24 protein-coding genes and 1 pseudogene are annotated in these 23,265 nt (G+C 68.4%); 13 read left to right on the forward strand and 12 right to left on the reverse strand.

The genetic code is table 11. The features are described 5' to 3' along the window. Nucleotides 1-67: 67 nt before the first annotated feature. A complete protein-coding gene (locus tag OG707_RS42280; protein ID WP_329112907.1) occupies nucleotides 68-970 on the reverse strand; it encodes a LysR family transcriptional regulator in 903 nt (300 codons plus the stop codon). 188 nt (nucleotides 971-1,158) lie between these two features. On the opposite strand from OG707_RS42280, the gene OG707_RS42285 reads away from it, so the two are divergent. Further along, nucleotides 1,159-1,452 carry a DUF1330 domain-containing protein gene (locus OG707_RS42285; protein WP_329112905.1) on the forward strand — a complete coding sequence of 98 codons (294 nt, stop codon included), beginning with the start codon at nucleotides 1,159-1,161 and terminating at the stop codon, nucleotides 1,450-1,452. A 253-nt stretch (nucleotides 1,453-1,705) separates the two neighbouring features. On the opposite strand, the gene OG707_RS42290 is transcribed toward OG707_RS42285, so the two are convergent. After that, nucleotides 1,706-2,632 (reverse strand): helix-turn-helix domain-containing protein, encoded by a 927-nt coding sequence (locus OG707_RS42290; protein WP_329112903.1) that lies wholly within the window; start codon nucleotides 2,630-2,632, stop codon nucleotides 1,706-1,708. 2 nt (nucleotides 2,633-2,634) lie between these two features. Then, on the reverse strand, nucleotides 2,635-2,862 hold the full coding sequence (locus OG707_RS42295) for a hypothetical protein (RefSeq protein ID WP_329112901.1): 228 nt from the start codon (nucleotides 2,860-2,862) through the stop codon (nucleotides 2,635-2,637). 872 nt (nucleotides 2,863-3,734) lie between these two features. Here OG707_RS42295 and OG707_RS42300 point away from each other — a divergent pair. Together OG707_RS42300 and OG707_RS42305 are read left to right on the forward strand one after the other, a co-directional pair. Then, nucleotides 3,735-4,448 carry a hypothetical protein gene (locus tag OG707_RS42300; RefSeq protein WP_329112899.1) on the forward strand — a complete coding sequence of 238 codons (714 nt, stop codon included), beginning with the start codon at nucleotides 3,735-3,737 and terminating at the stop codon, nucleotides 4,446-4,448. A gap of 604 nt (nucleotides 4,449-5,052) precedes the next feature. Further along, nucleotides 5,053-5,235: a hypothetical protein gene (locus OG707_RS42305; RefSeq protein ID WP_329112897.1), complete on the forward strand. Its 183-nt coding sequence runs from the start codon at nucleotides 5,053-5,055 to the stop codon at nucleotides 5,233-5,235. Nucleotides 5,236-5,349: 114 nt separating this feature from the next. Here the strand turns inward: OG707_RS42305 and OG707_RS42310 are convergent, their stop codons facing one another. Next, the gene (locus tag OG707_RS42310; protein ID WP_329112895.1) at nucleotides 5,350-5,616 is read right to left on the reverse strand and encodes a hypothetical protein; all 267 of its coding nucleotides are present in this window, start codon (nucleotides 5,614-5,616) and stop codon (nucleotides 5,350-5,352) included. 215 nt (nucleotides 5,617-5,831) lie between these two features. Between OG707_RS42310 and tap the strand changes: the two genes are divergently transcribed. The 3 genes from tap (at nucleotide 5,832) to OG707_RS42325 (ending at nucleotide 8,975) form a co-directional block, all read left to right on the forward strand. After that, complete coding sequence (tap, locus tag OG707_RS42315) at nucleotides 5,832-8,075, forward strand: telomere-associated protein Tap (RefSeq protein ID WP_329112893.1); 2,244 nt, start codon at nucleotides 5,832-5,834, stop codon at nucleotides 8,073-8,075. A gap of 9 nt (nucleotides 8,076-8,084) precedes the next feature. Further along, nucleotides 8,085-8,642, forward strand: a complete 558-nt coding sequence (tpg, locus tag OG707_RS42320) for a telomere-protecting terminal protein Tpg (protein WP_329112891.1) — start codon at nucleotides 8,085-8,087, stop codon at nucleotides 8,640-8,642. 117 nt (nucleotides 8,643-8,759) lie between these two features. Further along, on the forward strand, nucleotides 8,760-8,975 hold the full coding sequence (locus OG707_RS42325; RefSeq protein ID WP_329112889.1) for an e9imm peptide: 216 nt from the start codon (nucleotides 8,760-8,762) through the stop codon (nucleotides 8,973-8,975). Between the two features lie 7 nt (nucleotides 8,976-8,982). Here the strand turns inward: OG707_RS42325 and OG707_RS42330 are convergent. The 4 genes and pseudogenes from OG707_RS42330 to OG707_RS42345 form a co-directional block, all read right to left on the reverse strand. Beyond that, nucleotides 8,983-9,237: pseudogene (locus OG707_RS42330) on the reverse strand (IS5/IS1182 family transposase); the annotation flags it as partial. A 65-nt stretch (nucleotides 9,238-9,302) separates the two neighbouring features. After that, the gene (locus OG707_RS42335; protein ID WP_329112887.1) at nucleotides 9,303-9,746 is read right to left on the reverse strand and encodes a hypothetical protein; all 444 of its coding nucleotides are present in this window, start codon (nucleotides 9,744-9,746) and stop codon (nucleotides 9,303-9,305) included. Nucleotides 9,747-10,059: 313 nt separating this feature from the next. Continuing rightward, a complete protein-coding gene (locus OG707_RS42340) occupies nucleotides 10,060-10,599 on the reverse strand; it encodes a hypothetical protein (protein ID WP_329112885.1) in 540 nt (179 codons plus the stop codon). Further along, nucleotides 10,596-11,276: a hypothetical protein gene (locus tag OG707_RS42345; RefSeq protein ID WP_329112883.1), complete on the reverse strand. Its 681-nt coding sequence runs from the start codon at nucleotides 11,274-11,276 to the stop codon at nucleotides 10,596-10,598. The genes OG707_RS42340 and OG707_RS42345 overlap by 4 nt, the downstream gene beginning before the upstream one ends. Before the next feature lie 496 nt (nucleotides 11,277-11,772). Between OG707_RS42345 and OG707_RS42350 the strand changes: the two genes are divergently transcribed. Both OG707_RS42350 and OG707_RS42355 read left to right on the forward strand, forming a co-directional pair. Further along, the gene (locus OG707_RS42350) at nucleotides 11,773-12,030 is read left to right on the forward strand and encodes a hypothetical protein (RefSeq protein WP_329112881.1); all 258 of its coding nucleotides are present in this window, start codon (nucleotides 11,773-11,775) and stop codon (nucleotides 12,028-12,030) included. A gap of 193 nt (nucleotides 12,031-12,223) precedes the next feature. Further along, nucleotides 12,224-12,412: a hypothetical protein gene (locus OG707_RS42355; RefSeq protein WP_329112879.1), complete on the forward strand. Its 189-nt coding sequence runs from the start codon at nucleotides 12,224-12,226 to the stop codon at nucleotides 12,410-12,412. Nucleotides 12,413-12,513: 101 nt separating this feature from the next. Here the strand turns inward: OG707_RS42355 and OG707_RS42360 are convergent, their stop codons facing one another. Beyond that, nucleotides 12,514-12,642 (reverse strand): hypothetical protein, encoded by a 129-nt coding sequence (locus tag OG707_RS42360; RefSeq protein WP_329112877.1) that lies wholly within the window; start codon nucleotides 12,640-12,642, stop codon nucleotides 12,514-12,516. Between the two features lie 179 nt (nucleotides 12,643-12,821). Between OG707_RS42360 and OG707_RS42365 the strand changes: the two genes are divergently transcribed. After that, nucleotides 12,822-14,726, forward strand: coding sequence for a hypothetical protein (locus OG707_RS42365; RefSeq protein ID WP_329112875.1), 1,905 nt, complete (start codon nucleotides 12,822-12,824; stop codon nucleotides 14,724-14,726). A 104-nt stretch (nucleotides 14,727-14,830) separates the two neighbouring features. On the opposite strand, the gene OG707_RS42370 is transcribed toward OG707_RS42365, so the two are convergent. After that, on the reverse strand, nucleotides 14,831-15,808 hold the full coding sequence (locus tag OG707_RS42370) for a tyrosine-type recombinase/integrase (RefSeq protein ID WP_329112873.1): 978 nt from the start codon (nucleotides 15,806-15,808) through the stop codon (nucleotides 14,831-14,833). Between the two features lie 258 nt (nucleotides 15,809-16,066). Between OG707_RS42370 and OG707_RS42375 the strand changes: the two genes are divergently transcribed. The 3 genes from OG707_RS42375 (at nucleotide 16,067) to OG707_RS42385 (ending at nucleotide 17,124) form a co-directional block, all read left to right on the forward strand. Further along, nucleotides 16,067-16,480, forward strand: coding sequence for a hypothetical protein (locus tag OG707_RS42375; RefSeq protein ID WP_329112871.1), 414 nt, complete (start codon nucleotides 16,067-16,069; stop codon nucleotides 16,478-16,480). Nucleotides 16,481-16,604: 124 nt separating this feature from the next. Then, nucleotides 16,605-16,829, forward strand: coding sequence for a DUF6207 family protein (locus OG707_RS42380; protein ID WP_329112869.1), 225 nt, complete (start codon nucleotides 16,605-16,607; stop codon nucleotides 16,827-16,829). A gap of 55 nt (nucleotides 16,830-16,884) precedes the next feature. Then, on the forward strand, nucleotides 16,885-17,124 hold the full coding sequence (locus tag OG707_RS42385; RefSeq protein ID WP_329112867.1) for a hypothetical protein: 240 nt from the start codon (nucleotides 16,885-16,887) through the stop codon (nucleotides 17,122-17,124). 258 nt (nucleotides 17,125-17,382) lie between these two features. On the opposite strand, the gene OG707_RS42390 is transcribed toward OG707_RS42385, so the two are convergent. Beyond that, a complete protein-coding gene (locus OG707_RS42390) occupies nucleotides 17,383-19,230 on the reverse strand; it encodes a hypothetical protein (protein WP_329112865.1) in 1,848 nt (615 codons plus the stop codon). A 146-nt stretch (nucleotides 19,231-19,376) separates the two neighbouring features. Between OG707_RS42390 and OG707_RS42395 the strand changes: the two genes are divergently transcribed. Continuing rightward, nucleotides 19,377-19,637: a hypothetical protein gene (locus tag OG707_RS42395; RefSeq protein WP_329112863.1), complete on the forward strand. Its 261-nt coding sequence runs from the start codon at nucleotides 19,377-19,379 to the stop codon at nucleotides 19,635-19,637. A 298-nt stretch (nucleotides 19,638-19,935) separates the two neighbouring features. Here OG707_RS42395 and OG707_RS42400 read toward each other — a convergent pair whose 3' ends face one another. Then, the gene (locus OG707_RS42400; RefSeq protein ID WP_329112861.1) at nucleotides 19,936-22,458 is read right to left on the reverse strand and encodes a DEAD/DEAH box helicase; all 2,523 of its coding nucleotides are present in this window, start codon (nucleotides 22,456-22,458) and stop codon (nucleotides 19,936-19,938) included. Nucleotides 22,459-23,265 lie beyond the last annotated feature (807 nt).

Here is a 23,265-nt window from a genome sequence, read left to right on the forward strand (position 1 = left end):
GCGACGTACGACTGGGACCGGACCCGGGGGGCATCATCAGGCGTCCGTCTCGCTTGACCTCTGCGCGTCAGTCCGGCAACCAGTGCAACTCGTGCGCCAGGGATGTGGCGACGGCACGGATGCGTCGGTGCAGTGGCGACTGCTCGCGTGGGAGGACCAGGTGGATCGTCAGGCTGGGCGCGCCCCGCAGCGGTCGCCAGGTGACACCGGCCGGTGATGCCGTGACCGCGGCCTCTCCGGCCGGGGCGAGGGTGACCCCGTCGCGCAGGTCGCCCTGGGACATGTCGAAAGAGACTGCGGGCGTGTGGAATCGGGGGTGTGGTCGGGTGTCCCGGAACACCTCGGACAACTGATCGTGGATCACGGGGTTGGCCTCACGGTCCGGGAGTCGCAGCGGATACGCGGCCGCGTCGGCGATCTCGATCTCCGCATGGTCGGCCAGCGGATGGTGCTGCGCCAGCTGGACCCCGATGCGCAAACGCCGCAGCATCAACCGGCGCACGCCACGGCCCGGCTGTTCACCACGGGTGATCCCGGCATCGATGCGGCCGTCGGCTACCCCGGGGGAGATCTCCGGTGTCGCCATTGGGATCGCACCGACCTGGAGTCCGCTGTTGTCGCGCATCAGCCTGTCCACCAGGGCCGGTGCCGTCTCGGCCCCGGCGCTGAGGCTGTATCCGATGCGCAGCGTGCCCAGTTCACCGGCCGCCGCGCTCCGGGCGGTGCCCCATGCCCGGTCCAGCGCCGCCAGCGCGGACGGCGCGGACTCCGCCAAAGCCGCACCGGCCGTGGTCAATACGACGCTACGCGTGGTGCGGACCAGCAGGGCCGTACCGAGCTCCGCCTCCAACCGGCGCATCCGGGCGCTGAGAGCGGGCTGTGCGATACCGATCCGTGCCGCCGCGCGGGTGAAATTCAACTCCTGCGCCAGCACCAGGAAGTACCGCAGACTCACCGTATCCGGCGCCACGTGCCCTCCCTGCCGATTGATAACGATCCGTTCTGAACCTATCCCGAACCGGTCTTTCCCCGGACCGCACACCAAGCCCTAACCTGCGCATACGACGATCCAACCGGCCGCACTACCCGTCGCCGGGATCGATCGATCCGAGTGCCAATTCAAAGCCGGACGCATCCGGCCGCACACAGGAGGTCTCCATGGCCAAGGGCTACTGGGTCAGCGTCTACCCCGCCATATCCGACCCTGAGGGACTGACCGCCTACGACAAGCTGGCCGGTCCGGCAGTCCGGGCCGGGGGCGGGCGCCTCCTGTCCCGCGGCGCTCGAGTCGTCGCCCACGAGGCCGGAATCACGCAACGCGTCGTTCTGATCGAGTTCGACAACTTTGAACAGGCCGTCGCGGCATACGAGAGCGAGGCATACCAGAATGCGCTGGTGGCCCTCCCCGACGGCGCCGAGCGCGACTTCCGCATCACCGAAGGCATCGACTGACCTGTGGGCCCGCCCATCGCTGAGCCTCCGTCACCGGCAACACACAGTGCTGAACGACGACTCACCAGACGAGTCCGAAGCCACGCCCCGCGCCCCGGACCGACCTCGACGACCTCGACGGTCTGATCCCTGCGGGGCGGATACCCGGCTTCCGGAGCCCGGCGCCGAGCTGCTGGCGGCCGCTCATCTTTGGCAGCCGCCCTGGCCACCCGCTGATCTCTGCCCCGGCCGGCCGGTACGCGAGTCCGGCACGCTACGCGGCGCGGGCCCTTCGCTGCGGCTCTCCCTGGGATTTGGGGGCTGCCCCGGATGCGCGCTTCCTGGAGAGGGCGCGCGCGGTCCGCTGGGTGTTCATGATGCTGCGTGCGGCCGCCAGATCGGCGGGCGAGAGGACTCGGTGCCCAAGAACGATCTCCTCCATCCTCTGCTCGAGTACCGTCTCGGGGACCGCCTTCGTCTGGAGCTTCCAGACTTCCTGCCCTCCCGGATGGCGTCCGCGGTCCAGGTAGACCTCGTTCCCGGCGCCTCGCCCCGAGACGAACACCGGGCCACGCCGGTTACGGCTGGTGTCGCCGGTCCGCCGCTCCTCCGCCCGGTCCCAGGCCTGCGCCCAGTCCCTGAGTCCGATCCCGCGCAGACCGCAGGCCTGTGCGAACTCCACGACGAAGCTCCGGGAGGGCCGCCCGGTCTGCTCGTTGAGCACCCGCCAGATAGTGGAGTGCTTGAGCCTTTGGCCGCTGAGGTCCTCCAGTTCCTGGCAGGAACGGCAGCCTGATGTGCGATACAGCTCGACCATGGCCAGATGCAGATCGGCGAAGTCCCGCACGTAGGTGATGTGCTTGGGTTTCTCCTTCAGCGGCTCGGCTTCCTGGGCCTGCCGGTAGCGGGCCTGCTTCCACAGCCGGTCCGCCTCCGCCAGGTTCGCTCCGCATGCGGCGGCGTAGGCCAGCACCGCTTTGCGGCGCGGCACTCCCCGGGCTCCGGAAGCCGCCCGCAGCAGGGTGTCGGCACTGCACTTGGCCGACTCGCCCTGCGGCAGTGAGATCCAGCGGACCCGCTCCGTACGGCGTGCCGGCTGGGTGTAGTTCAGTCCGGCCTCCTCGCGCCGGTCCCGCAGCCATTGGGCCAGCGCATGGAGCGCCTTGTCGCACGGGGCGATGGGGTTCTCGCGTCGTCCCACGGTCAGCTCACCTCCTGCGCGGCCGCCTTGGGCTGGAACAGCCTGCGGGCCAGCTTCACGCCGGTCGTGGCGGCCTCGACGATCAGAACGAGGGCTGACAGGCTCGGCAGGCCTGCCAGAGCAAGGATCGCGGCGAGGACCACCACGATGACGACCACGGTCGCCTCGGGGACGGTCAGCGGGGCGGGACCAGACTCCACGCACTCGGCGTGGATGGGACGGTGGGACACGGTTCCTCCATCGGTTGTGGCTCCAACTCGGGTGCACTCGGGGGCGGTTGGCGTCGCCCGTGTGAGTGGCACCCCCTGATGTTGTCGTACCGGGCGCAGACTCCGGTCGGGAGAACCTCCGCAGGCTGCGATAGCGGGCACGCGCCGCTCAGCCTGGGACTAGCCAGTAAGTGCCGCTGAAAGGTGGTTCCCGCACGTCAGAACCTTGATCCATAACTGAATCCGCAGGAGCATCCCAAACGCGGTTGAGCACCCCGCCCAACCCCGTGATCCTGGCTATTGCCTCGCTGTGTATGTGGATACACAACGAGGCAACGGACACTCCCTCCGGTCTGTGGCTCCAACCTCGACACGGGATGACTGCGGTGGCCACGTTGGCGCGAGAGCCTCGCAGGAGAACATCGGCGGTTCGTACACGCCGGGACTCAAGGCGGCCCGGGGACTCTGCTCCCCGGGCCGCCTTCCTGCTCTCTGCTCGGTATTGGCCGGCGCTGTGCCGGCTGCTTTGGGGCGCGGCCGGCGGACAGGTGCCGCCAGCCGGGAGCAGGGTGTTGAGCGGCGTGCGCCCTCGGTGCGGTGTTCCCGGGCGTTCTCACAGGCTCGTCCTCACGCATCACGGCCCGGACCGCATCGTCGTCGTCAGTAGCAGCGAAGGAGCCACAGACAACTCCCATGCGGCGATCGTGGCACCCGCCACTGGCAATCGGCCCTGATCAGCCCCTCACTTCAGAAGGTGCCGCACCCAACTGAAAATCACACGGATTGACGAAGGTGGGCTCTGGTTGCTTTCTGTCCCGGTCTTTTGTCGTTGGCAGGGCGCGGAGAGGTGCCCGTTGTCGAGGGGCTGGCGGTCTCCGGTTGAGGAGGCTGTGGTGGGGCGAGGGAAGAAGAACAAGGCGCGGCGTCGCAGCGGTGAGGCGGTGCAGCCGGGGCAGGTTGCGTGGACACCGCTGGAGCAGGTGTGCGGCTGTGTCGTCGACTGGGGGCGGAGTGGGCAGAGTTCGGATCCGCAGGCGTTCATTGACTGGTGTGTCGGCAGGATTGTGCTGAACCGGCCCTGTCCCTGGCACGAGGAAGCAGGGGGCGGTGCCGGCGGCGGTGTGGTGCCCGGTCACTTGCTCGTTCAGCCTCCTGGTAGCGGTGTCGTGCTGAACGCCCGCAGAGCCGAGGGCTCGGATGTGGCGTTGGGCCGTGAACTCACCGCGCGCCTGCGGCGTCTTGTGGCGACGGTCGAGGCGGGTGACCTGGCGTTGCTGGACACGGTTCCAGCCGGCCTGCGTGACTGGCTGCTCACCGAAACGGCCAGCCCTGCCCGGGCCTGGCTGCAGCATGAACTGACCGAGATCCTCCTCAACCGCGGCCGCGCTGCTGTGCCCCGCGAGATGCTCGCGGATCTTCCGCGCCAGCTTTCTGAGCCGGCCGGCCCGCAGCCCGACTCCGCGGCCTGCAACGTCTGCTCGGTCTCTGCCGCCCACGGCGGCATTCTCTGCACCTGCGGGCACGACTGGTCCTGCCATCCGGGCCGCCCCTGTGAACAGGAACCGTGCTCGCACTGCGACTGTAAGAACATGCAAGATCCCATGTAGGGCAGAACATGGGGCCTCATGCACGGTGCCGGGAGTCCTCCTGCGTCAATCGACGGGGGCGAGGGTGATGCTGCATCGGGGCGCGCTTCCCCGTCTTGTGGCATGAGGCATTCATGACCGGATGTCTGATCTCTCCGGTGGGGGAGTGGCGGCGGGCCGGCGCGGGCGTCGAGCGGCACCAACAACGGGGCAGGGGCCTGAGATCCACTTCGTGCGATGACCAGGTGCCTCAGCACGCGCGGGCCGTCGCTGCTTCGCTTCAGTGAACGCGCCGGGAGCCTGTGGTGCGAGTCCGTACCGCCCCCGTGAGGTGTCTTTTCGATCTCTCCCGTGCCCATGCCTGTGTCCGTACGCGTGGTCGTGCCCGTGCTGGTGGTCGTGCCCGTACGCGTGTTGGTGGTCGTGTTGGTGGTTGGGGTCGGGTGGGGGAGGTGGTCGGGACGCGGCTCGTTGCGCCGCTGATGGCCTTCGCCGTCCGGGCCGAGGTGTGGGCTGTTCTGCTCGCTCAGCGCCTGCCGTGTGTCCATCGTGCTGTCGGGCTCGAGGCAGGCGCCCCCGGGTGGATCACGGGAGCAGGGCTGCCCGGCGTGGTGTGGTGGTCGAGGTGGCCGGTCTTCTGCGGACCGACGTCAAGCGCTTCTTCGACCCCGACTTGATGAGAGTGCTGCCGGGCGTGCCGGTGCGCGGGACCCTGGCCCTGGACGCGCAGACGGTTGTGGACGCCGTCGTCGAGAGCGGCTGGACGGCCTTGCGCTGTGAAGGTGCGCGAGGCCGGGGGTGCGGGTGAAGGAGCGCAGCGCACGGCAGGAGATCGTCCGCTCGGGAGCGAACACGGACGGCAAAAAACGGAGGGGCCAAGACAGCGTGTGCTGTCTTGGCCCCTCCGCCTCTGCGGTGCGCGCTACTTGCGCTTCTTGCCGCCCTTGGGGTTTTTCTTCCCCTTGGGCTTGTTGTTCTCTTGCTGCGCCGGGGGCTTGGTCTTGGGCGTGTGGTTGGCGGTGGTGGTCGGGGCCGGCCGCTGGTGGGTGAAGATGAAGACGGTCAGGGCGCTCGCTGCGGCGGCCGCGGCGGAGGCGGCGATCATGCAGCCGGCCGGTCCGACTCCCACGTAGTGGGCCAGTGCGCCGGTGGCGACGGCGCACAGCAGTACGGCGGCCAGGACCAGCACGCAGACCGCGCCGGTACCCAGGGTCGTTCACCGCCCGCCGGGCGTGGGACAAGAGCTCTCTCTGACTCGCGAACTCCGAGCCGAAGGCGTACTTCCAGTGGCCTGGAAACGGGCCACCTGCCGCGCGCGCCGCGAGTTTTCAGTGTTGTTGATGCGCGTTTCATGCGCGATGCGATGTGCGGTTGGTGTATAGGGTGGGGGTGGAGGTGATCTTGGTGTCCGCTGGTGAGAACGACTTGTTCGGTGCAGTCGATGCACTGTTGGAGCAGGTTGCGCAGGACGATCTTCCGGGGCCTGAGGAACGCAGACGCCTGCGTGAGGCGGCCGGGTTGAGCCAGGCCCAGATCGCTGCGGCGCTCAACGCCCGCCGGGAAGCGGTGGGGAACTGGGAGAGCGGCAGGACAGATCCGCGGCCGCCGAAGCGGGCTGCCTATGCCCGGCTTTTGGAAGGCCTTGCCGCGCGTTTCCCCGCCCCGCCCGCCACGGCGCCCGCCACACCGCCTCCGGCCGAAGTGTCCACCGACCTGCCTCCCGGCCCGACCACCGGCCTGTCTTGTGGCCCGGTGCAGCCCACGGCAGCATCTGTAGGTGTGGCTGGGGAGTTGGCGGAACCTGTAGCGGTCGCCGGATTGCCGACGACGCCCCACCGCCAGCCGACAGCGAAGCCAGCCAGGTCGACGGCGCAGCCACCGACAAGGGCGGTGGCTGCGAAGGCTGCCCCGGCCCTGGACGCGGTTGATCCGCGGTTCGCCAACGGTCCGCTCGGTGTGCTGGATGGCGACGGTTCGCTGTACTGCGTCGGCGGGTTGGTATTGGAATGCCCGGCCAGGACGATCCCGGCCCTGGTCGAGTGGACACTGCGCGAGGCGAGGCTCGGCTCACCGCGGCTGCACCGATCGGGCATGGACGGCGACCCACTGATCGTGCTCACCGCATCCGCCGCCCAGCACCTGGGACTGCCACTGCGCCTGGAGGACCGGCGTGGGCTGCGCCTGCCCGAGAACCACAAAGTCATCAAGGAGATCACCCAGGCCAAGTGGGAGCTCACCCAACGCGGCTTCGGGCCATGGGCGCGGGTGTTCCGGCGCGGCGAGCAGCGCCAGTGCGTGCAGTTCGCCATCCTGCCCTGGGACGCACTGGACACCCGCTCCTGGGGCGACACCGACCAGATGCAAGCCCCCGAGGTCGCCCGGGTCCTGGGCACCTACGCGACACGGGTGCTGACCCCCCGCGGGTCCACAGCCGTCTCGAGCCTGGAACTGATGACATCGCTGCGCCCGCCGACCCGGGCGGTCAAGGACGAGGAGAGCGGCACCTGGGTCTCTGGTGCGATGCCCGGCTCCCTGCCCGGCCCTCTGCCGCCCGCTCTGCCCGAAGCACCCGACGAGCACCCGCTGGTCGTTGCCGCGTTGAAGGGCCGTGAGCGGACCGACGACGACGTCTTCCACGAGGAGGCGTATGACTGGGTGCGCGACGTGGAACTGCTCACCGACCTGGAGGCCACCCGGGCATGGGCGGTCGGCATCGATGTGAACACCGCGTTCCTCGCCGCCGCCAACCGGTTGACCGTCGGCCTGTCCGAGCCCATCCACGTGACCCGTCCGGTGTTCGACAAGACGATTCCCGGGACCTGGCGGGTCGATCTGTCCGCGATCACTATGGACCCGCGGCTGCCGAACCCCTTCACCTTCCGCGGTGAGCGCCCGACGGGACCTGCCTGGTATTCCACCTCCACGCTCGCCTACGCAGGCGAACTCATCGACACCTACCAGCTGCCCGCCACCCTTACCCCGACCGAGGCCTACCTGCGCCGCGAGTCCGGGCCTTACCTGGACCCCTGGTACAAGCGCCTCGCCGAGGCCTACAAGGCGACCATGGCCGACCTCGGCGTCGTCTCAGGCATGGGGGAGCAGGAGTTCCTCGACGCGATGGCCGTGCACCAGGACAGCGACCCCGCGATGCTCGCCGTGCTGTCCGCGATCAAGTCGACCGTCAAGGGCGGCATCGGCAAGCTGAGGGAACGCAACAAGGACACCAAGATCCCGCCAGGCGAGCCGTGGCCGGCCCTCAAGCGCGTGGCATGGAGCCCCCACATCCGGGCCGAAGTCATCGCCAAGGCCCGCACCGGCATGCACCGCAAGATCCTCAAAACAGCCCTGGCCACCCAGCAGGACGCACCCCCGGCCGGCCACCTGACGCTGGGCGAGGACGCACTGCTGCCCATCGCAATCCTGTCCGACTGCGCCGTCTACCTCTCCGAGGGGCCCTCCCCGCTGGACGTCCTCCCGCACACCGACGACGGCAAGCCCGCCCCGGGCGGATTCCGCCTCGGCGTCAGCCCCGGCATGGTCAAGCACCAGGGCACCCAACCACTGATGTGGGCCGTCACGATGCTCGACGAAGGCCACAACCCCGCCACCCACATCAAGGGCACCGACGCGATCGACGACGGAGAGTAGGACACCGAGATGGGCATCCTGGGCGACAGCCTCGACAAGGCCATCGCGGGCACCGCGACCCGGCCGATCCCCCAAAGCGCCGGCGCGCAGATGCGCTACCTCGTCAAGCAGAACTCCGGCTCCACCCAAGCCGTAGCGCAGCTCCTGGGCATCTCACAGCGCACCGTGGAGCGCTACCTCAAAGGCACCCTCAAGCGGCCCCGCAAGGACCTCGCCACCCGCCTGTCGGGGGAGGTCCGCAAGAAATGGCAGCCCCGCGTGAGAGCCAGGGCCAAGAAGAAGGCCGCAACAGCAGGCGGCATCACGATCGAAACCCGGGCCCGGTTCGGATTCACCGCAGCACCAGGCACCACCGACGACGGACGCCTGCGCCTCATCGCCCAGCACCTTCCCCCGACCTACGCCGCCCGCCTCTTCACCGCCCAGGAGCAAGGAGCCACCGAACAACAGCTCCAGAACATCGCCGCCGAAGCACTCCAAGAGGTCTACTTCAAAGACCGCGGCCGCCGCGCCGCCGGACTCCAAGTCGAACTCACCGACATCGACTACATCGAGCTCGGTTTGTGACGGCCGCGACGGTGACATCGATGGTCTCTCGGTGTGACTGGGCGTCCTGGGAGCTGTCCGGCCGATCATGTGACTCAGTAGGGTGCTGCTGCTCATGAAGGGTGGGTGCAGTTGCCGATGACTCGCGAGACGGCGATCACGCTGGTGCAGAAGGTCATGGACGTTGAGTGCGACGAGGACGAGATGGCCCGGGTGCTGGACCGGCTCGACAGAGCTCTCGCCTGCCCGACTGGCTACGTATCCGGTCTGATCTTCTGGCCCAAGGACGGGCAGGAGCCAACCGCTGCGGAGGTGGTTGACCGGGCTCTGGCATACCAGCCGTTCGCACTGTGAAACGGCCTCAGGTCCGGAGCCAGATGACGAGCGCGGCTGCGGTGACGGTGCCGAGAAAGACGTCGCCGCGCTTGTCGTAGCGCGTGGCCACAGCTCGGTGGTTCTTGAGCTTGTTGATGGCCCGTTCGACGGTGTTGCGCTTCTTGTAGCGGTCCTCGTCGAAGCCGGGTGGCCGTCCACCGCGTGAGCCTTTGCGCAGACGGGCGGCTTGGCTGCCGGTCTTCTCCGGGATCGTGTGTGGGATGCCGCGACGTTGTAGGTACTCGCGGCAAAGACGATGGGTGTAGCGCCTGTTGCTGGGGGCTGAGCTGAGTTGAGCCGGCGTTGTTAGTACCGGATCTCTGTGGCTTTGTACCCTTCGAGCCCTGCCGGGACGAGGGGCGGGACAAGGGCATGCAGGTACCAGGCGAGGTCGGTAAATTCCGGCGCCGCCGGGATGCGGCGACGGTCGATGGTGGGCACGAAGGAGACGTCCGTGCGGCCAGGCAGGAACATGAGCATGCCGCCTGTCCCCGCTTCCCGGTGGTAGACGTTGAGGGCCACCGCGTAGGGCAGGTTCTCCGGCGCATCCAGCAGCGTTACTACCTCGCCGATGCCGTCGGGCGCGCTGTCGTGCCAGTCGTACATGTCGTCCGCATCGTTGAGCATGTACGCAACGCCCCCAGGCTGCAGGACCGCGGACCAGCCCGCCCCGGCGAGGGTGTCCACAACGGCCCGCACGGTGGTCGGGGACGTGAAAGTGAAGTCAATGTCGGCATCTCTGGATCCCACGGGCCCTCCGGGCAGGGTGAGCGATAGTCCCGCATCCTCGCCTGTGGAGCGCAGGGCCGTCGATTCGTTTTCCCAGCCTGGCTCCTGCCACGCCCGAGCCCTGTCATCTGCAAAGGCCGTATCGCGAAGCGCTCAACCGGCCAACGAAAAGACTCAGTCACACTCGGCTCAGCTGGGTGAGCGCAGTGAGGGTGATCCAGCTACGCGACCACCTGCACAGTGAGGCAGAGGCGCACGCTCGGACAGGGAGAGGCCCCCGGTGGGCCGTGGTCCTCATGCCCTCCCACGCCCAGCTGCAGGGTGGGGTTGTGGCTCAGCTGATTCTGCCGCTGTGGAGGATGAACTCTCCGGATTCGTCGCGCCCGCGGGGGAGTAGCCCGTACCTGCGCAGACAGGCGCTGGAGGAAACGTTGGACGGATCCACCAGGGCATTCAGGACGATGAAGGCACCCTCTTCGTGGCGGGAGACGGCGTCCTCGACCACCGCGTCCAACACGGCATGGGAAGCTCGCCCCCCGTCGGAGAGCTCCTTGCCCTGATAAGCAAGCGCGACGGCGTAGACGACGATGGCCCGATCACGCACCCCCTGCGGGTCGTCCTCATCGGTCAGCGCGTGCACAGCAGCCCCCACCAGCGCAGGCCCGTCTTCCAGCAGAAGCAGCCGCTGGTCACGCGCCGGAGGGTTGCGCAGACACCAGGGCAGCGCATGCTGACGCAGATAGCCCTGGACCTCGTGGGCCCAGGGCTGCTCGCAGGCGTCCTTGCGCGGATGGTCGGTGTCGGGACAACAGGTGAAGTGCTGCAGCGCCTGCCGGTCCGCTCGGGTCGCAGGATGCCACCGGACATCGCTCACCCCAGCACCCGCCTCACCAGCGGCTCCTCTTCCTCCAGAGAGGCCAGGAGAGCTTTTCTGGCGGCAGGCGACTGGGAACGACGCAACGCCCGCGCCTCGAGAGGGTGCAGCGCTTCGTCGCCCTCATCGGCCTGCTCGGCCTGGCTCATGTCGAGGCCGGCCTGCAGACGCAGGACCGCGTTGCCATTGGGCAGCAGCTCGCGGAAGAGGACGGCGGGATCACCGACCGAGAGGTCCGCGGAGCGGACCATCTGCCAGGGCACGTCGTAGCGGCCTGTTCCGGTGGAAGCGACGAAGCGCACCCACTGCCCCATGCGCGCCTCAAGGATTCCTGGCACGGCATCCTCGCCAGGGACCGGTTGAAGGTGCTCGCGGGCCGCGGCGACTGCCTCGCTGAACTGCGCCAGAACCCGCCAGGCTTCACGCCTGCGGGGTTCGGTGGGGCGGATGAGTTCGGCTATCTGCACGCTGTGCTCGACAAGCAGCCGCTGCAGGCCCTCCTCCAGGCCGCTGGCTGCGGCACGGTACTGCCCTGCGAGATCGGCCAGTCCGCGGCGTGACAACACAGCCGCGTCAAGGTTCAGCTCGCAAAAGAGGGACAGCTTTCCACTGAAGCGGCCCGTGTGAGCTTTGAGCAGACCCTGGACGCCCTCCGAAACGATGGCATTGCGACGCAACGTACGCAGACGCGCCTCTGTCGGCGGATCCGTTGGCGTGTAGGCACTGAGGACATCCCTCCACTCCACGACCGGCCAGGGGCGGACAGTAGGGGACCCTGCAGACTCAGCCACCACCACTCCCATCCGTCGAAACGACGCCTCCGTATACAGAGTACGGCAGCGCGCCTATTCGCAACAACCGCCTGCCGCATCTGCGTACACACGACACAGGCCGCTGGGAAGAGCCGCAGGCGCGCTGGGGGTATCGCACCAGGCAGCCAGACCAGTCATGCCACCGAGAGGACGTCACTTCGAGGACGTCCTGCCGTGCTTGAACTACTCAGCATGGGTGGAGATGGCTGAGCGAAGACGCAGACCCCCGCGCCGGGGCTGCTTTCCAGCGAGCGACGGGGATGCCGTCCGCCTGAATTGGCCAAACCTGCCGCGCCATGTGTCGCCATCGGTGAAGATGGAGCTCCTGACCTGTCCAGAGATCTCTTCTTTGGACGTCGTCATGCCTCAACGCCATCGCGCCACAGCTCTGCTGGGCATCAGCGCAGCGTCTTCCGTGCCGCCCGCGGCCCTTGCCGTCTCCGGAGCACCTTGGTGGGCTCTCCTGGTCGCGACCCTGCCCGGCGCCATGGCTCTGATGCTGCAGTCGGTCTTCCCGCAGAACTCCCAGGACCGCCTTGAGTGGTGGCGCGATCGGCGCCGCCACCGTGAACACCTCAGCCGCGCATCCCCGCCCGCGACCGATCCCGGTGATCGCTGAGCAACCTGCGGAGATCGAGTAGGCAGGGAGGTAGCAATACAGCTCGATAGGGATCTACGTAGGGATCGCTGCTTCGCAGTATCGATCTGCACGAGGATCGATCGATGGACCGGTTGGTCTATCGGTAGATGACCGGGTACGCCGGTCCGACGGCTGACGGTCGGTGGCGTGTGGTGAGGGTATGGATCGCCGCATGAATCAACTCGCCAAGCGTCGCTGGATCTTCTCTCCCATCACTTCCTGGCAGGCCAGGCGGCTTTCCCGTTTGACGGGCATCGATCACAACGCCGCGTGGGTCAAGCTCCGCACGGCCACGCACCCTGACGAAGCCGTCGCCTATGCGAAGCCCTTACTCGACAGCCCGGACAGCACTGGGCGCTGACGCACGTGCAGCCCCGGACCTAGAGGTCCGGGGCTTCGTCGCGTCTTGAGGTCAGTAGTCGCTGGGGACGGGGAGGCCTCGGGGAGAGGGTCCGGTGACGGTCAGTCTTCGTGGTGCTGGTCGCTGTCGTCGCGCTGGGTCTTGCGGGCGCGGTGGAGTTCGAGGGCGAGTTGGGCGAGCGCGGTCAGGGCGTTGAGCGCTTCGATGACGGTGTTGAGGGTGTCGTGCATGGCGGGCCTCCCCATTGGGGGCTGCGGGGACGGTGCGTCCGGCGGCTGATGGGAGGTGACTGTGCGGATCGATTGGGTCGTCTGGGAGTCAGGGGCCGGACAACGCAGGTAAGTTCCGGACCAGGGGCCTTTTGTCCAGGACAGCCCGGACAAGACACAGCCCCGGGGCGGGGGCTCGCGTGACATCGAAAGCCGGCGGTGGCAGGCCGTGGGGCCCGATCCGCGCCGAGAACCCCGCGGCCCGGCAGCTCGCCGTCGTACTGCGCGGCCACGTGGACGCGAGCGGCAAGACCCTCGCCGCTCTCGGCGCCGAGATCCACGTGAGCAAGGCGCAGACCGGCGTCTACCTCGCCGGGAAAGTCCCCACCGAGACGTTCATCGCCGCCCTGATCAAGTCAACGGTCCGCGCCGAGCTGCGTGAGCGCCGCCGGGAAGAAGCACTGGCCCTGCGGGAGAAGGCGCTGCGCCCCGCCCCTCGCACCGTCCCCGGAACGCCTGCCGCGTCTGGTCCGGCGTATGCGGTGGAGCTCGCCGCCGCGCAGGTCCGCCAGCTGGAGACCTATGACCGGCTGACCCGCTCGCTGGAGCAGCAGGCGGAGGTCGAGCGGGCAAAGAACAACTCCGACAAGCTCGTCATGGTCCTGATCAACATGATCCGCCAACTGGACCGTCGGGTCGCCGACCTCACCCAGGAACGCGACCAGCTGCGCACCCAGCCGCGCAGCGAGGCCCTGGAAAACGCTGAGCGCAAGCTCGCCCGCGCCGAAGAGCAGGAGAAACGCGCCCACGCCGAACTCCAGCGCGCGGAGGAAAAACAGCGCCAGGCCGAGGAACTCGCAGTGCGCGTAACGGACCAACTGCGCCAGCTCACCGACGAACTTGACCGACTGCGCGCCGGTGACCCCGCCTCACCCCTCGACACGCTGCCCACCCTGTACGAGGAGTCGTTCCAGCAGCCCAGATCAGCAGATCCAGACGGCGACGACATCGACGCCGTCCTCGCCCGGGCCAGCGCGGTCAACGACGAAGACAACGACGCTCTGACCCGCGTGACCAGCCAACTCAACGAGACCAGTGCCGAGGTTGTCCAGGACAAGCCACCAGACAACCCAGACGAGGACTGGCGGGTCACCTTCGCACTCGCCGACAGCCCAATTGGCACCCTGGATACACGCCGCCAGCACGCCTTCAACATCGGGGAGACCGGAGACCGGGAGCAGGCCGTCCAGCTGTACACCGACCTCATCCCTGAACTGACCTACGCCCTCGGCCCCGACCACCCCAACACCCTGCAAGCACACCTCCATCACGCCCTCAACGTCGGGCAGACCGGAGACCGGGAGCAGGCCGTCCAGCTGTACACCGACCTCATCCCTGAACTGACCCGCATCCTCGGCGCCGACCACCCCGACACCCTGACCGCACGCCGCGTGCACGCCTTCTACGTCGGGCAGATCAGAGGCCGGGAGCAGGCCGTGCGGCTGTTCACCGGACTCATCACCGACCTGACCCGCATCCTCGGCGCCGACCACCCCAACACCCTGACCGCACGCCTCCAGCACGCCTTCTACGTCGGGCAGACCGGAGGCCGGGAGCAGGCCGTCCATCTGTACACCGACCTCATCCCCCGCCTGACCCGCGTCCTCGGCGCCGACAACCGCAACACCCTGGAAGCACGCCGCCAGCACGCCTTCAACATCGGGGAGACCGGAGGCCGGGAGCTGGCCGTGCGGCTGTTCACCGACCTCATCCCTGAACTGACCCGCGTCCTCGGCGCCGACAACCGCAACACCCTGCAAGCACGCGTCCATCACGCCCTCAACGTCGGGCAGACCAGAGGCCGGGAGCAGGCCGTCCAGCTGTACACCGACCTCATCCCTGAACTGACCCGTGCCCTCGGCCCCGACCACCCCTACACCCTGCAAGCACGCCGCCAGCACGCCTTCTACGTCGGGCAGACCGGAGGCCGGGAGCAGACCGTCCAGCTGTACACCGACCTCATCACCGACCTGACCCGCGTCCTGGGCGCCGACCACCCCGACACCCTGGAATCACATCGCTTCCTCGCCCGCTACGTCTCGTAAAAGGGCACAGATCAGAGCCGCGGGTCGGCGCGAATGAGGAGCTCTGCCGGAACTTGTCGACGGCCCACACCTTCTTGCCAGGCCTGCCGGCAAGGAGGTGTGGTTCAGCGGCTTCTGTCGCTGGGGGCGAGCAGGCTGGTGACTTCGGCGAGGGCGGCCGCGCCGGGCTTGAAGTACTTCCGGGCTGCGCTGACCGACTTGTGGCGGGACTTCGCCATGAACAGCAGCAGGGAGACGCCCTGTTCGCCGAGGTGAGTCAGCCCGGAGTGGCGGAACTCGTGGGGGTCCCTGCCGGTGCCTTCCTCGCCGCCGACGCAGGTGTGCCGGTCGAGCAGGGCGCGCAGTTGGCCGTAGGAGAGGCGGGCCAGGCTGGTGTCGGGGCAGACGTCGCGCGGGGTGAGGAGTTTGCCGGGGCCGGGCTTGCGGTGGGTGACGAGCAGCGGGCCGCGGTTGCGTGCGCCGATCAGGCGGGGGAGGAGGCGGGCGGTGCCGGCGTCCCAGTAGATCGTCTCGGTGGCGTAGTCCTCGCGGGCCTGGCCTCGCCGGCGTACGGCCTTGGCGCCCTTGGCCTTCACCGGGGCCTGGCGGGCGGTGAGGTTGAGGTCGTCGATGTTGATGCCGAGCAGTTCGTCGGCGCGGGCGCAGGTCTCGTAGAGCATCCGGTAGGTGGTCTTCTCGCGCAGGTCGACATCGCGCCGCGCGACCAGGCGGTCGATGGCGGTCTTGGAGCGGACCGGAGTCTCGGAGGCGGGGTCGGGCATCCGCTTGCACCAGGCCGGGATGTGCGGCGGCTGCAGGCCCGCCTCGTGGCACCAGGAGAGCCAGCCGCCGACCGCGCCACGGCGGGAGTTCCAGGTGCTGGCGGCCGCGGTGCCCCAGAGCTGTTCGAGCGCCTGGCCGACCTCGTCGTCGGCGACGGCCGTCAGCGGCCGGCCCTCGCCGAGCTCGGGGACGACCTTGCCGAGCGTCGTGGTGTAGGCCCGGCGGGTGTTCGCCACGGTGAGGGAGTCGAGGTAACGGTCGGCGGCGGTGCGCACCGTCGCCGCTGTGGAGCCGGTCTTGAGGGGGACGACGGTTGCCACGGATCTCCTTGCCACAGATAACAGGTCCTCTTCGCGCAGTGCGGCGGGGACGTTCCTGCTGGTCGGAGAGCCACGGACTGCAGATAACAGGGGAGTTATCTGCAATGCGAGACCCTTGGTTGGGACCGGGGAGGCCGGGAGGATCAACCGGTGACCGCTCTCATTCAATCGAGTCGTTTACTCAGCGGACCCAGTCGTGCGGTGCCTCAGGCGCAGCGGAAGCGATACCTCCGATCACGCAGTGGGTACGTCTGCGGCATGGCACCGGACGGCCACACGAACCCAGAGCAAGAGAAAGCAGCTGACGCCCGCTTATGGGGACACGTGCTCCATGAAGAGATCCTGCTTTTCCAGCGGGGCAACTTGTTTCTCATCGCTCAGTCGCTGCTTGCCGTGGCCTACAGCACCATCGCAAAACCAGACGGGATGAACACACCAGCACGTGTCATGGCAGCGTTCGGGATCGCATTGACCCTGACATGGCTCTTCGTTGGGCATCGGCATCTCAAGTTCTGCACTGCGATCCAGCAGCGCGTCATCGACAGGTTTCCTGACGTTGCCGAGACTGAAGCGGCGTGCCGAGAGCCGGGGCTTAGAACGTGGCCCTTCATGGTCTACGGGCTGCCGATCCTGGCCTCGGTAATGTGGATCATGCTGCTCGTGATCACTTGATGGACCAGGAACCGCACCCTTCCTACGTGGGTTCCGACTAACCCTGACCAGCAGCGCTACACCAGAGGGTGAACTCCGCACCGTTTCCCGAACCGTGGCACGGGATCCTTGCGTCCGCCCGGGTATGAGCCCCCGCCCCGCGTATCTGTCCCAGCCCGGCCTCGCCCGCATCACCGTGCAGTCGGCCGACGAGGAGACGACCCTCGCCGTGGCCTGGTCCCTGGTCTCCGGCCGGAATCTCACCGGCCCTTCGGCTCCGTACCGAGTGCCGGGGGAGGAGGGGGTGTGGGCCTACCTGTACGGCGACGCATCCCCGCTGCCCCCGGAGACCGAGGAAGGCGCCGAGTAGTCGGGTCCCGCGCGTCTCTTTGACCTCAAATTCGAACAGGTGTTGCAATCAATGTATGACCTCGCACCCGTTCCCCGCGGACCTCCTGGAGGCCCAGACCCACTGGTATCGCACCTACGCCGAGCTCGCCGCCGAGGCACAGTCGACCGGCTCGGCGGCACAGCGCCGGCGCCTGCTGCAGTTGTCCCGCAGGATCGCCTCGCACCCCTATTGGGAGAGTCCGGCGGGCACGCCCGCGGCCCGGGTCGCGCTGAAGGAGCTGGCCCGCACCGGAGCGCTGGGGGAAAACTCGTGATGATCGCGGACAGTCAGACCCGGATCCTGCGCAGTTCGCGTGCGTACGTCGCCAAGTACGGCGAGGAGCCCTCCATACGCGAACTCGCGGAAGCGGTCGGCCTCTCGACCTCGACCGTCTTCTACCACCGGGGCGCCTGCGCGAGATGGGCGAACCCATCGCCACCCGAGGGCGCAGTGCGAGCACACGGTGCCCGCACTGCGGGCGCTGACGCTGCACGCGGGTGGGGAGCACGCCCTCCTCTCACGGCTACCCGGGTCAGCCGTGCTTCCCGGACGGTGCGGGGAGCAGCCCGACCTGGTCGGCGAGCCAGTGGCCGAGGACGTCCGTACCGATGACCCACGGCGCGACGAGACCAGCAAGGCCAGCCAGAAGCCCGACAATCAAGATGAAGGTCGCAGGAGCGTCCTCGGCCGCTGAGCCTTCCACCCCCAGCGCAGTGATGATCATCCCGACGCCAAGGAATCCCACCAGGCAGAAGGCGACCAAGGTGCCGATCGCGTAAAGGATCAGTTGCCAGACGGAGATTCCGGGGTGCGCCTGCACACCGGCCGTCCAGGCGGCCGTGGGCCCGCCCATCAGCAGGGACGTCACGAGAGCGATGGTCCAGGCCGTCTTTCTCCTGAGTCCGGAGATGTTCGCCGGTTGAGGGTGCTGCGTCTGTTCATTCTCGGCGGCGACAATGCGCTCGCGGGCCAGGAGGAACGCCTCGGCCTCCAGATTGCTCGCCCCCATGCTCCGTACCAACCGGCTCAAGTGGTGCGAGTACATCGGCTCCCCCTTGAGCCAGCTCTCGACTCGCTGCTCAAGCATGGTTGTGGTGCCTCCCTCGTTGCCATCGCCGCGTACGACCGCGGCCAGGATGGTGAGAGAGGGAGCTTCGGTCCCTGCCCGGGTGTGCAGGTGGCGCAGGGCCTCGCCGAACAAGGTCCATGTGATGGCGTCCGCGAGGAGGCCGAGAAGGATTTCGTCCTGTCGCAGGTCGGCCGGTTCTCCGGTCGTCCCATCGTCGTTGTCCGGAGAACCTGATGCAGGATCGTTGCTGGTCACAGAGTTCTCCGGGTTCTCCGGTTGTTCTCCGCGGACAACTCCCGGATCCGGCTGGTCCGCTGCGTCGGCGTGGACGTCCCCCTGTTCTTTTGTGGCTGGTGCGCTCGCGGATGAGGAGTCACGGGCCACCTCGCCTTGGAGGACCGTGCCGCCGCTCTCCTCGCTCTCGTGTCCGTCATCGCCCTCTGTCGTGCTGAGACCGATCTTCTCGTCGAGTGCAGCCAGTTCCTGGTCCTGGTCGTCGAGCCGTTCCTGGCCGACCCGCATTAGATCGGGTATCAGGTCCAGGGGCAGCAGTCCCAGCTCCTCGGCGATGGACACCACCGGGGCGGGCAGCTCCTCTTCGGTCTCGGATGCCTCGTCTTGTTCGGCCTCGCGCAGCACGATGCGCTCCCGGGTCACGTTCTGGGTGGCGGTGGCCTGCAGGGTGCGGGCGTGCTCTTCGGTCCGTCGGGCCTGCGCGAGCTTCTCGTCGGCCTGGCGCCGGTATTCGACCGACAGGTCGAGTTCTCTGCGCAGCTCGGTGCGGGCTTCCTCGCGGGCTTGGATGCGGACCGTTTTGAGTTCGGCCTCCAGGAGGTCGCACCTCTCCTGCAGGGCGGCCGCGATGCGCTCGAAGTGGTCGCGGGTGCGCTCGGAATCGGCGAGTTTCTGGATCGCGTCGATCTGCAACTGCCGGGCGTTGTCGAGGCGTACCAGGGCATCGACGAGGTCGACCCGGCCCTCGCTGCGGCCCGCCGGCGGCGCGGAGCGCTGTCCGGGCGGGGCGTCCAGGAGCTGTGCGGCCTCCCGCGCCGCATCCAGCAGCCGCTTGCCGGTGGCTAACTCCTCCGCCTGTTCACCCGGTCCGCTGACGTACGTCTCGACGAGCGTGCGCAGCAACTCCTCGGAGATGAGGGTCCTGCCCTGGCGGTAGTCGGACCAGGCGGAGCTCTTGTAGTGGAACCGCTCCTCGAGGTCGGCTCCCGTCTTGTCGCCGATGATCGTGCGCAGCCACATGGCGAACGTGTTCGCCGCGGCCGTACGGCCCTTCGGCGGTCCTAACGGCCGTGCCATGGCCTGCCCCCGTTCGCTTTGTCCGGCGCCAATACGCCGGTTGTCCGTGGTTAATCGGCAGCGACCTGCGACGACGCCGAAGACCTCGAATGGACTATCGCAGCAACTGTCACGTTGGGCCCTCCAATCAGCGTCAGGAGGCCCACATGCCCGCCCCCAACACCACGTCCCTGCTCGGGGCCGGCCTCGCCTCGTCCGCACCGCCCGTCGCGCTCTCCGCATCTGGCGCGCCCTGGTGGATCCTCCTGGCCGCCTCGCTGCCCGGTGCCCTCACCTTGATCCTGCAGGCCGCACTTCCCCAGAATTCTCGCGACCGCCTGGAGTGGTGGAGAGACCGGCGCAGCCACCGTGAACGCCTCCTGAACCGGACCGCACCGCCTTCGCCGACCGCCCCCGACGACGACTGACCCCGACGGCGTTGAGCATGCCTGCGCCACGCCGAAGGCCCGCGTCAGCATCGCTGATGCGGGCCTTCGGGCCAGACGATGCCGGTGTGCCGGTGTGCCGATGCGCCAGCTGGTGCGCGGCGCGGTGACGACGTGGACCAGGACGACGAGAGCCTGCCGCACGGTGCCGCCTCGGCCCCACGCTCCGGTGAAGCGGACCTGGTCGGTCGCCCAGTCGCCCGTACGCCGCCAGGGACGCAGCCCCCGAGCAGTTAACTGGCCGCGAGTGTGGCGGCCGCGGTGACGACGACGTCCATCATCAGGACCACCGCATCCCGACCTCGGACAGCTGCCCCATCCGCTCCGAGGTCAGCGCGGCGGCCCGGCTCCGCTGGTTGCTGACCCACGCCCCGAGGCGGTACTGGTCCTCTCGGCCGTCCTCGGAGAGCACGGTCTCGACATGCTTGCGGGGGACCTTGAGGTGGCCCTCGCGCTCGAAGAACTGCCGGGCCGCACCAAGGTGGGCGGTCCACTTGTCGGCCTGCGTACGGGGCCGCTTCGGCTTCTCCTCCTCGGGCGCAGGCTCGATCCCGAGGACGTGTTCGCACATCCACTGCTGCACGCTGGTGAGTTGGTCCCACTTGTCCCGCACCGACGTCACCCACCGCCCCAGGTCCTCGCCCTGACGCAGGACCTCGCCCGCTGCGATGGGCAGCGCCTGGCCCGCGTTCAGGTGCAGCCGCACCAGGTGGAAGCACCGTTGCCACGCCACGGGCCATGACGGGCACCAGGATGCGTCGATGTCCTCCAGCTGCTCGCGCCGCGTCTCTGACAGCGCCCCGGCCGACGACTGAACCGGCAGCCCCTGCGCGCGCCGTCGCTCGTTGTCCTGCGCTTTGCGGGCGGCGGCCCGCGCGTTCTTCAGCCAGATGCCCACCGCTGCGCCCTGGAAGGTGGCGCCCAGCGGCGCCAGGAGGTGCCCGTTCTCGGCGGCCCACCCGCGCGCGGCGGCAAGTCCCTCCTGCCACGCGACGTCGAAGTGGGACCAGATCATGCCGAGCTTCTCCAGCTGGGCAACGCGGTCCTGGTCCATGTCCCCGCGGGCGTAGGACCGGCGCGCATCAGCGGTCCACTGCCCCAGCGGGAACCCCGCGAGCGAGGCCGGCCACCCCTCGCCCTTCGCCTCCTGGTCGTCGACGGCGGGCACGCGGAACGTGAACGGCACCTTCAGGTCGCCGCGCTCGCGGGCGTAGATGACGGCCGCTTCCACGCCGCGCCGCCAGTGCTCGTGTTCCGGATTGAGGACGCGCAGGTTGATGAACGCAGCCAGGGCAGCGGGATCGCGGGGCGTGGAAAACTTCAGCAGGGCCTTCGCGGGGGCACTCACGCCGTCAGACCCTTCGCCGCTCCCCGCCCTGCTCATCCCTCTCTCGTCCTGCACCGCAGGCTTGTAGGCACTTGGTGCCTGCTGCTCCGCGAGGGTCTCCACGATCCGGGCATCGTGCGCCCGCAGCGCCTCCAGCAGCTTGGCCAGCCCGCCGAACGCCCGGCTGGTGAGCATGCTGTCCGCGCTCTCGCCCGGTCCGAGCAGCACCGGCACCACGAGCGAAGCCACCTTGCCCTCGCCCGGCTGCATCCGCAGCGCCCGCCCCACCGCCTGGACCAGGTCGGGCATAGACCCGCGCACATCCGCCCAATACACGGAGTCACAGTGCTTGGTGTCGACACCCTCGCCCAGCACCTTCACCGAGCACAGGAAGCACTTCTCCACCACGGTGCCGTCCGTAGCGATCCCGGCGGCGAACTCTCCAAGAAGCCGGCGGCGGTGGAGCGGCTTGTGATCCCCGCACAGCCAGTTGGCCCAGATCGTGGCCGGGTACAGCTCGGGGTCGGATGCGTGCAGCTGCGCGGCGATTTGGGGGAGGCCGGCCGCGAACGCTTCGGCCTCCTTCACCAGGTGGTGGAAGACCAGCGTGCGGCAGAACCCTTCCTGTGCCGACGCCTTCACCAGGGCGGTCTGCAGAGCGGCGAGCCGCGCCCCGCGCACCTCTACCGACCGGCCCTCCGCGCCCAGGAGCTGCACAGCCTGGAGCGCGGTGTCAGTGACGTCCACGCATACGACCTGGTAGGGGGCACAGATACCCCGGTCGATGGCCTCCGAGAGCGTCAGCGTGAAGCACCGGCCACCGAACGGCCCGTCCGGATTATCGTCCATGCTCGCGACCAGCTCGCCCGGCGCGCCGGTCTCGTCCTCGTCCCCGAGCTGCCACAACCGGGGCGTGGCGGTCATGTAGAGACGGCGCAGGGAGGGAATCTTCTGATTGTCGTGGACGACCGCCCACGGCTTCCCGATCCGGCCCGAAACGCGGTGGGCTTCGTCCACGACGATCAGGTCCCAGGCCGCCAGGCCCGCGGCGTGCGCCCGCTCCAGCGTGCCGAGTCCGAGGCTGGCGTACGTGGCGTACACGGTCACCTTCTCCAGACCCCTCGTCCACTCCACCACCTCGTCCACGTCCGTGGTGTGGGGGAAGGACGCCTCCTCACCACGGAGCGAGGACACCCCGATCACCGGCCCCCGCCGGCCTCCCTCACGCCACGCGGTCTCGGTCTGGGCGAGCAGGTCCAGCGAAGGCACGAGCACCAACACACGGCCCGCATGGAGCTCCTCCGCGCTGCGGACCGCCACCCGGGTCTTCCCGGACCCGGTCGCCATGATCACCTGCGTGCGAAGCCCTCGTTCGGGCACCAGCGAGCCGGCAGGCAACTCGAGCGCACGCAGGACCGCGTCAATGGCTTCCCGCTGGGCGGCCCCCCGCTGATCGGCGCGGTGCGTGGTCGACATTGCGCCTGCCTTCTCCTGGATGCCATACGGTCGATCGGAGCGTAGGAAGCCGTCACGTAGACGGACAATAAGAGCCCCGGTTGGACTGACACTCGCTGCGCGGCCTCGCCGAGCACCGACAAAGCCCATTCGGCGGATCTACACCTTCTCCCGAGCATCCTGGAGAGGTGCGCTCCGATTCCAGAGTCTATCCGATCAATAAAATGAAACACACGCCTTGAGGAACCTGAACAGAACCACTTCTGCCGCATCCCGGACGCCACTACACTCCGGCTCGCAACCACCGATCGGCACGCCCCGCTGAGAGGACACCCGAGAGACCAGAACAGCTGTTTGAAGGGAGAGCGAGATGGAGAAATCTTCACCGGAAGCAGATCTTCTAAGCCTAGTCGAGCAGGCAATGAAGATCCGGACCGTGTGGGAGGAAGTCTCCCGCACCCATTGGGGCCGCCCCCACGAAGAAGTAAGAAGAGCCCTACAAGAGTCCGCTGACCGGTGGGAAGTGCCGATCGACACCGATTTCAGCTGCAGAGCCGCCCTCAACATCCACGGCGGCTCCTGGGAGTAGCCTCGCTGCTGCTCGGGCCGACAGGCCCGCAGGCGGACTGCGCGAAGCGCAGCCCGCCCGAAGTGGCTGCAGCGCAGCGGAAGCCACAGGCCGGCCGAAGGCCGGCCCGGGCCCGCAACGCGGGCCCGATTCCCCGCAGTTGACGGTGAGCGAAGCGAACCGGCCATCCCCCGCGAAGCGGGGGGACGGCCAGGGAGCGCAGCGACCTGGCTCGCTTGCATGGCGCGCAGCGCCATGGC

Source organism: Streptomyces sp. NBC_01465 (genome assembly GCF_036227325.1).
Taxonomy (GTDB): Bacteria; Actinomycetota; Actinomycetes; order Streptomycetales; family Streptomycetaceae; genus Streptomyces.

What these genes read in the sequence shown, in the direction of transcription:
- OG707_RS42285 (WP_329112905.1), top strand. Translation starts at nt 1,159, where the DNA reads ATGGCCAAGGGCTACTGGGTCAGCGTCTACCCCGCCATATCCGACCCT.
- tpg (WP_329112891.1), top strand. Translation starts at nt 8,085, where the DNA reads ATGGGCATCCTGGGCGACAGCCTCGACAAGGCCATCGCGGGCACCGCG.
- OG707_RS42325 (WP_329112889.1), top strand. Translation starts at nt 8,760, where the DNA reads ATGACTCGCGAGACGGCGATCACGCTGGTGCAGAAGGTCATGGACGTT.
- OG707_RS42350 (WP_329112881.1), top strand. Translation starts at nt 11,773, where the DNA reads ATGCCTCAACGCCATCGCGCCACAGCTCTGCTGGGCATCAGCGCAGCG.
- OG707_RS42355 (WP_329112879.1), top strand. Translation starts at nt 12,224, where the DNA reads ATGAATCAACTCGCCAAGCGTCGCTGGATCTTCTCTCCCATCACTTCC.
- OG707_RS42360 (WP_329112877.1), bottom strand. Translation starts at nt 12,642, where the DNA reads ATGCACGACACCCTCAACACCGTCATCGAAGCGCTCAACGCCCTGACC.
- OG707_RS42375 (WP_329112871.1), top strand. Translation starts at nt 16,067, where the DNA reads ATGGCACCGGACGGCCACACGAACCCAGAGCAAGAGAAAGCAGCTGAC.
- OG707_RS42380 (WP_329112869.1), top strand. Translation starts at nt 16,605, where the DNA reads ATGAGCCCCCGCCCCGCGTATCTGTCCCAGCCCGGCCTCGCCCGCATC.
- OG707_RS42385 (WP_329112867.1), top strand. Translation starts at nt 16,885, where the DNA reads ATGACCTCGCACCCGTTCCCCGCGGACCTCCTGGAGGCCCAGACCCAC.
- OG707_RS42390 (WP_329112865.1), bottom strand. Translation starts at nt 19,230, where the DNA reads ATGGCACGGCCGTTAGGACCGCCGAAGGGCCGTACGGCCGCGGCGAAC.
- OG707_RS42395 (WP_329112863.1), top strand. Translation starts at nt 19,377, where the DNA reads ATGCCCGCCCCCAACACCACGTCCCTGCTCGGGGCCGGCCTCGCCTCG.
- OG707_RS42400 (WP_329112861.1), bottom strand. Translation starts at nt 22,458, where the DNA reads ATGTCGACCACGCACCGCGCCGATCAGCGGGGGGCCGCCCAGCGGGAA.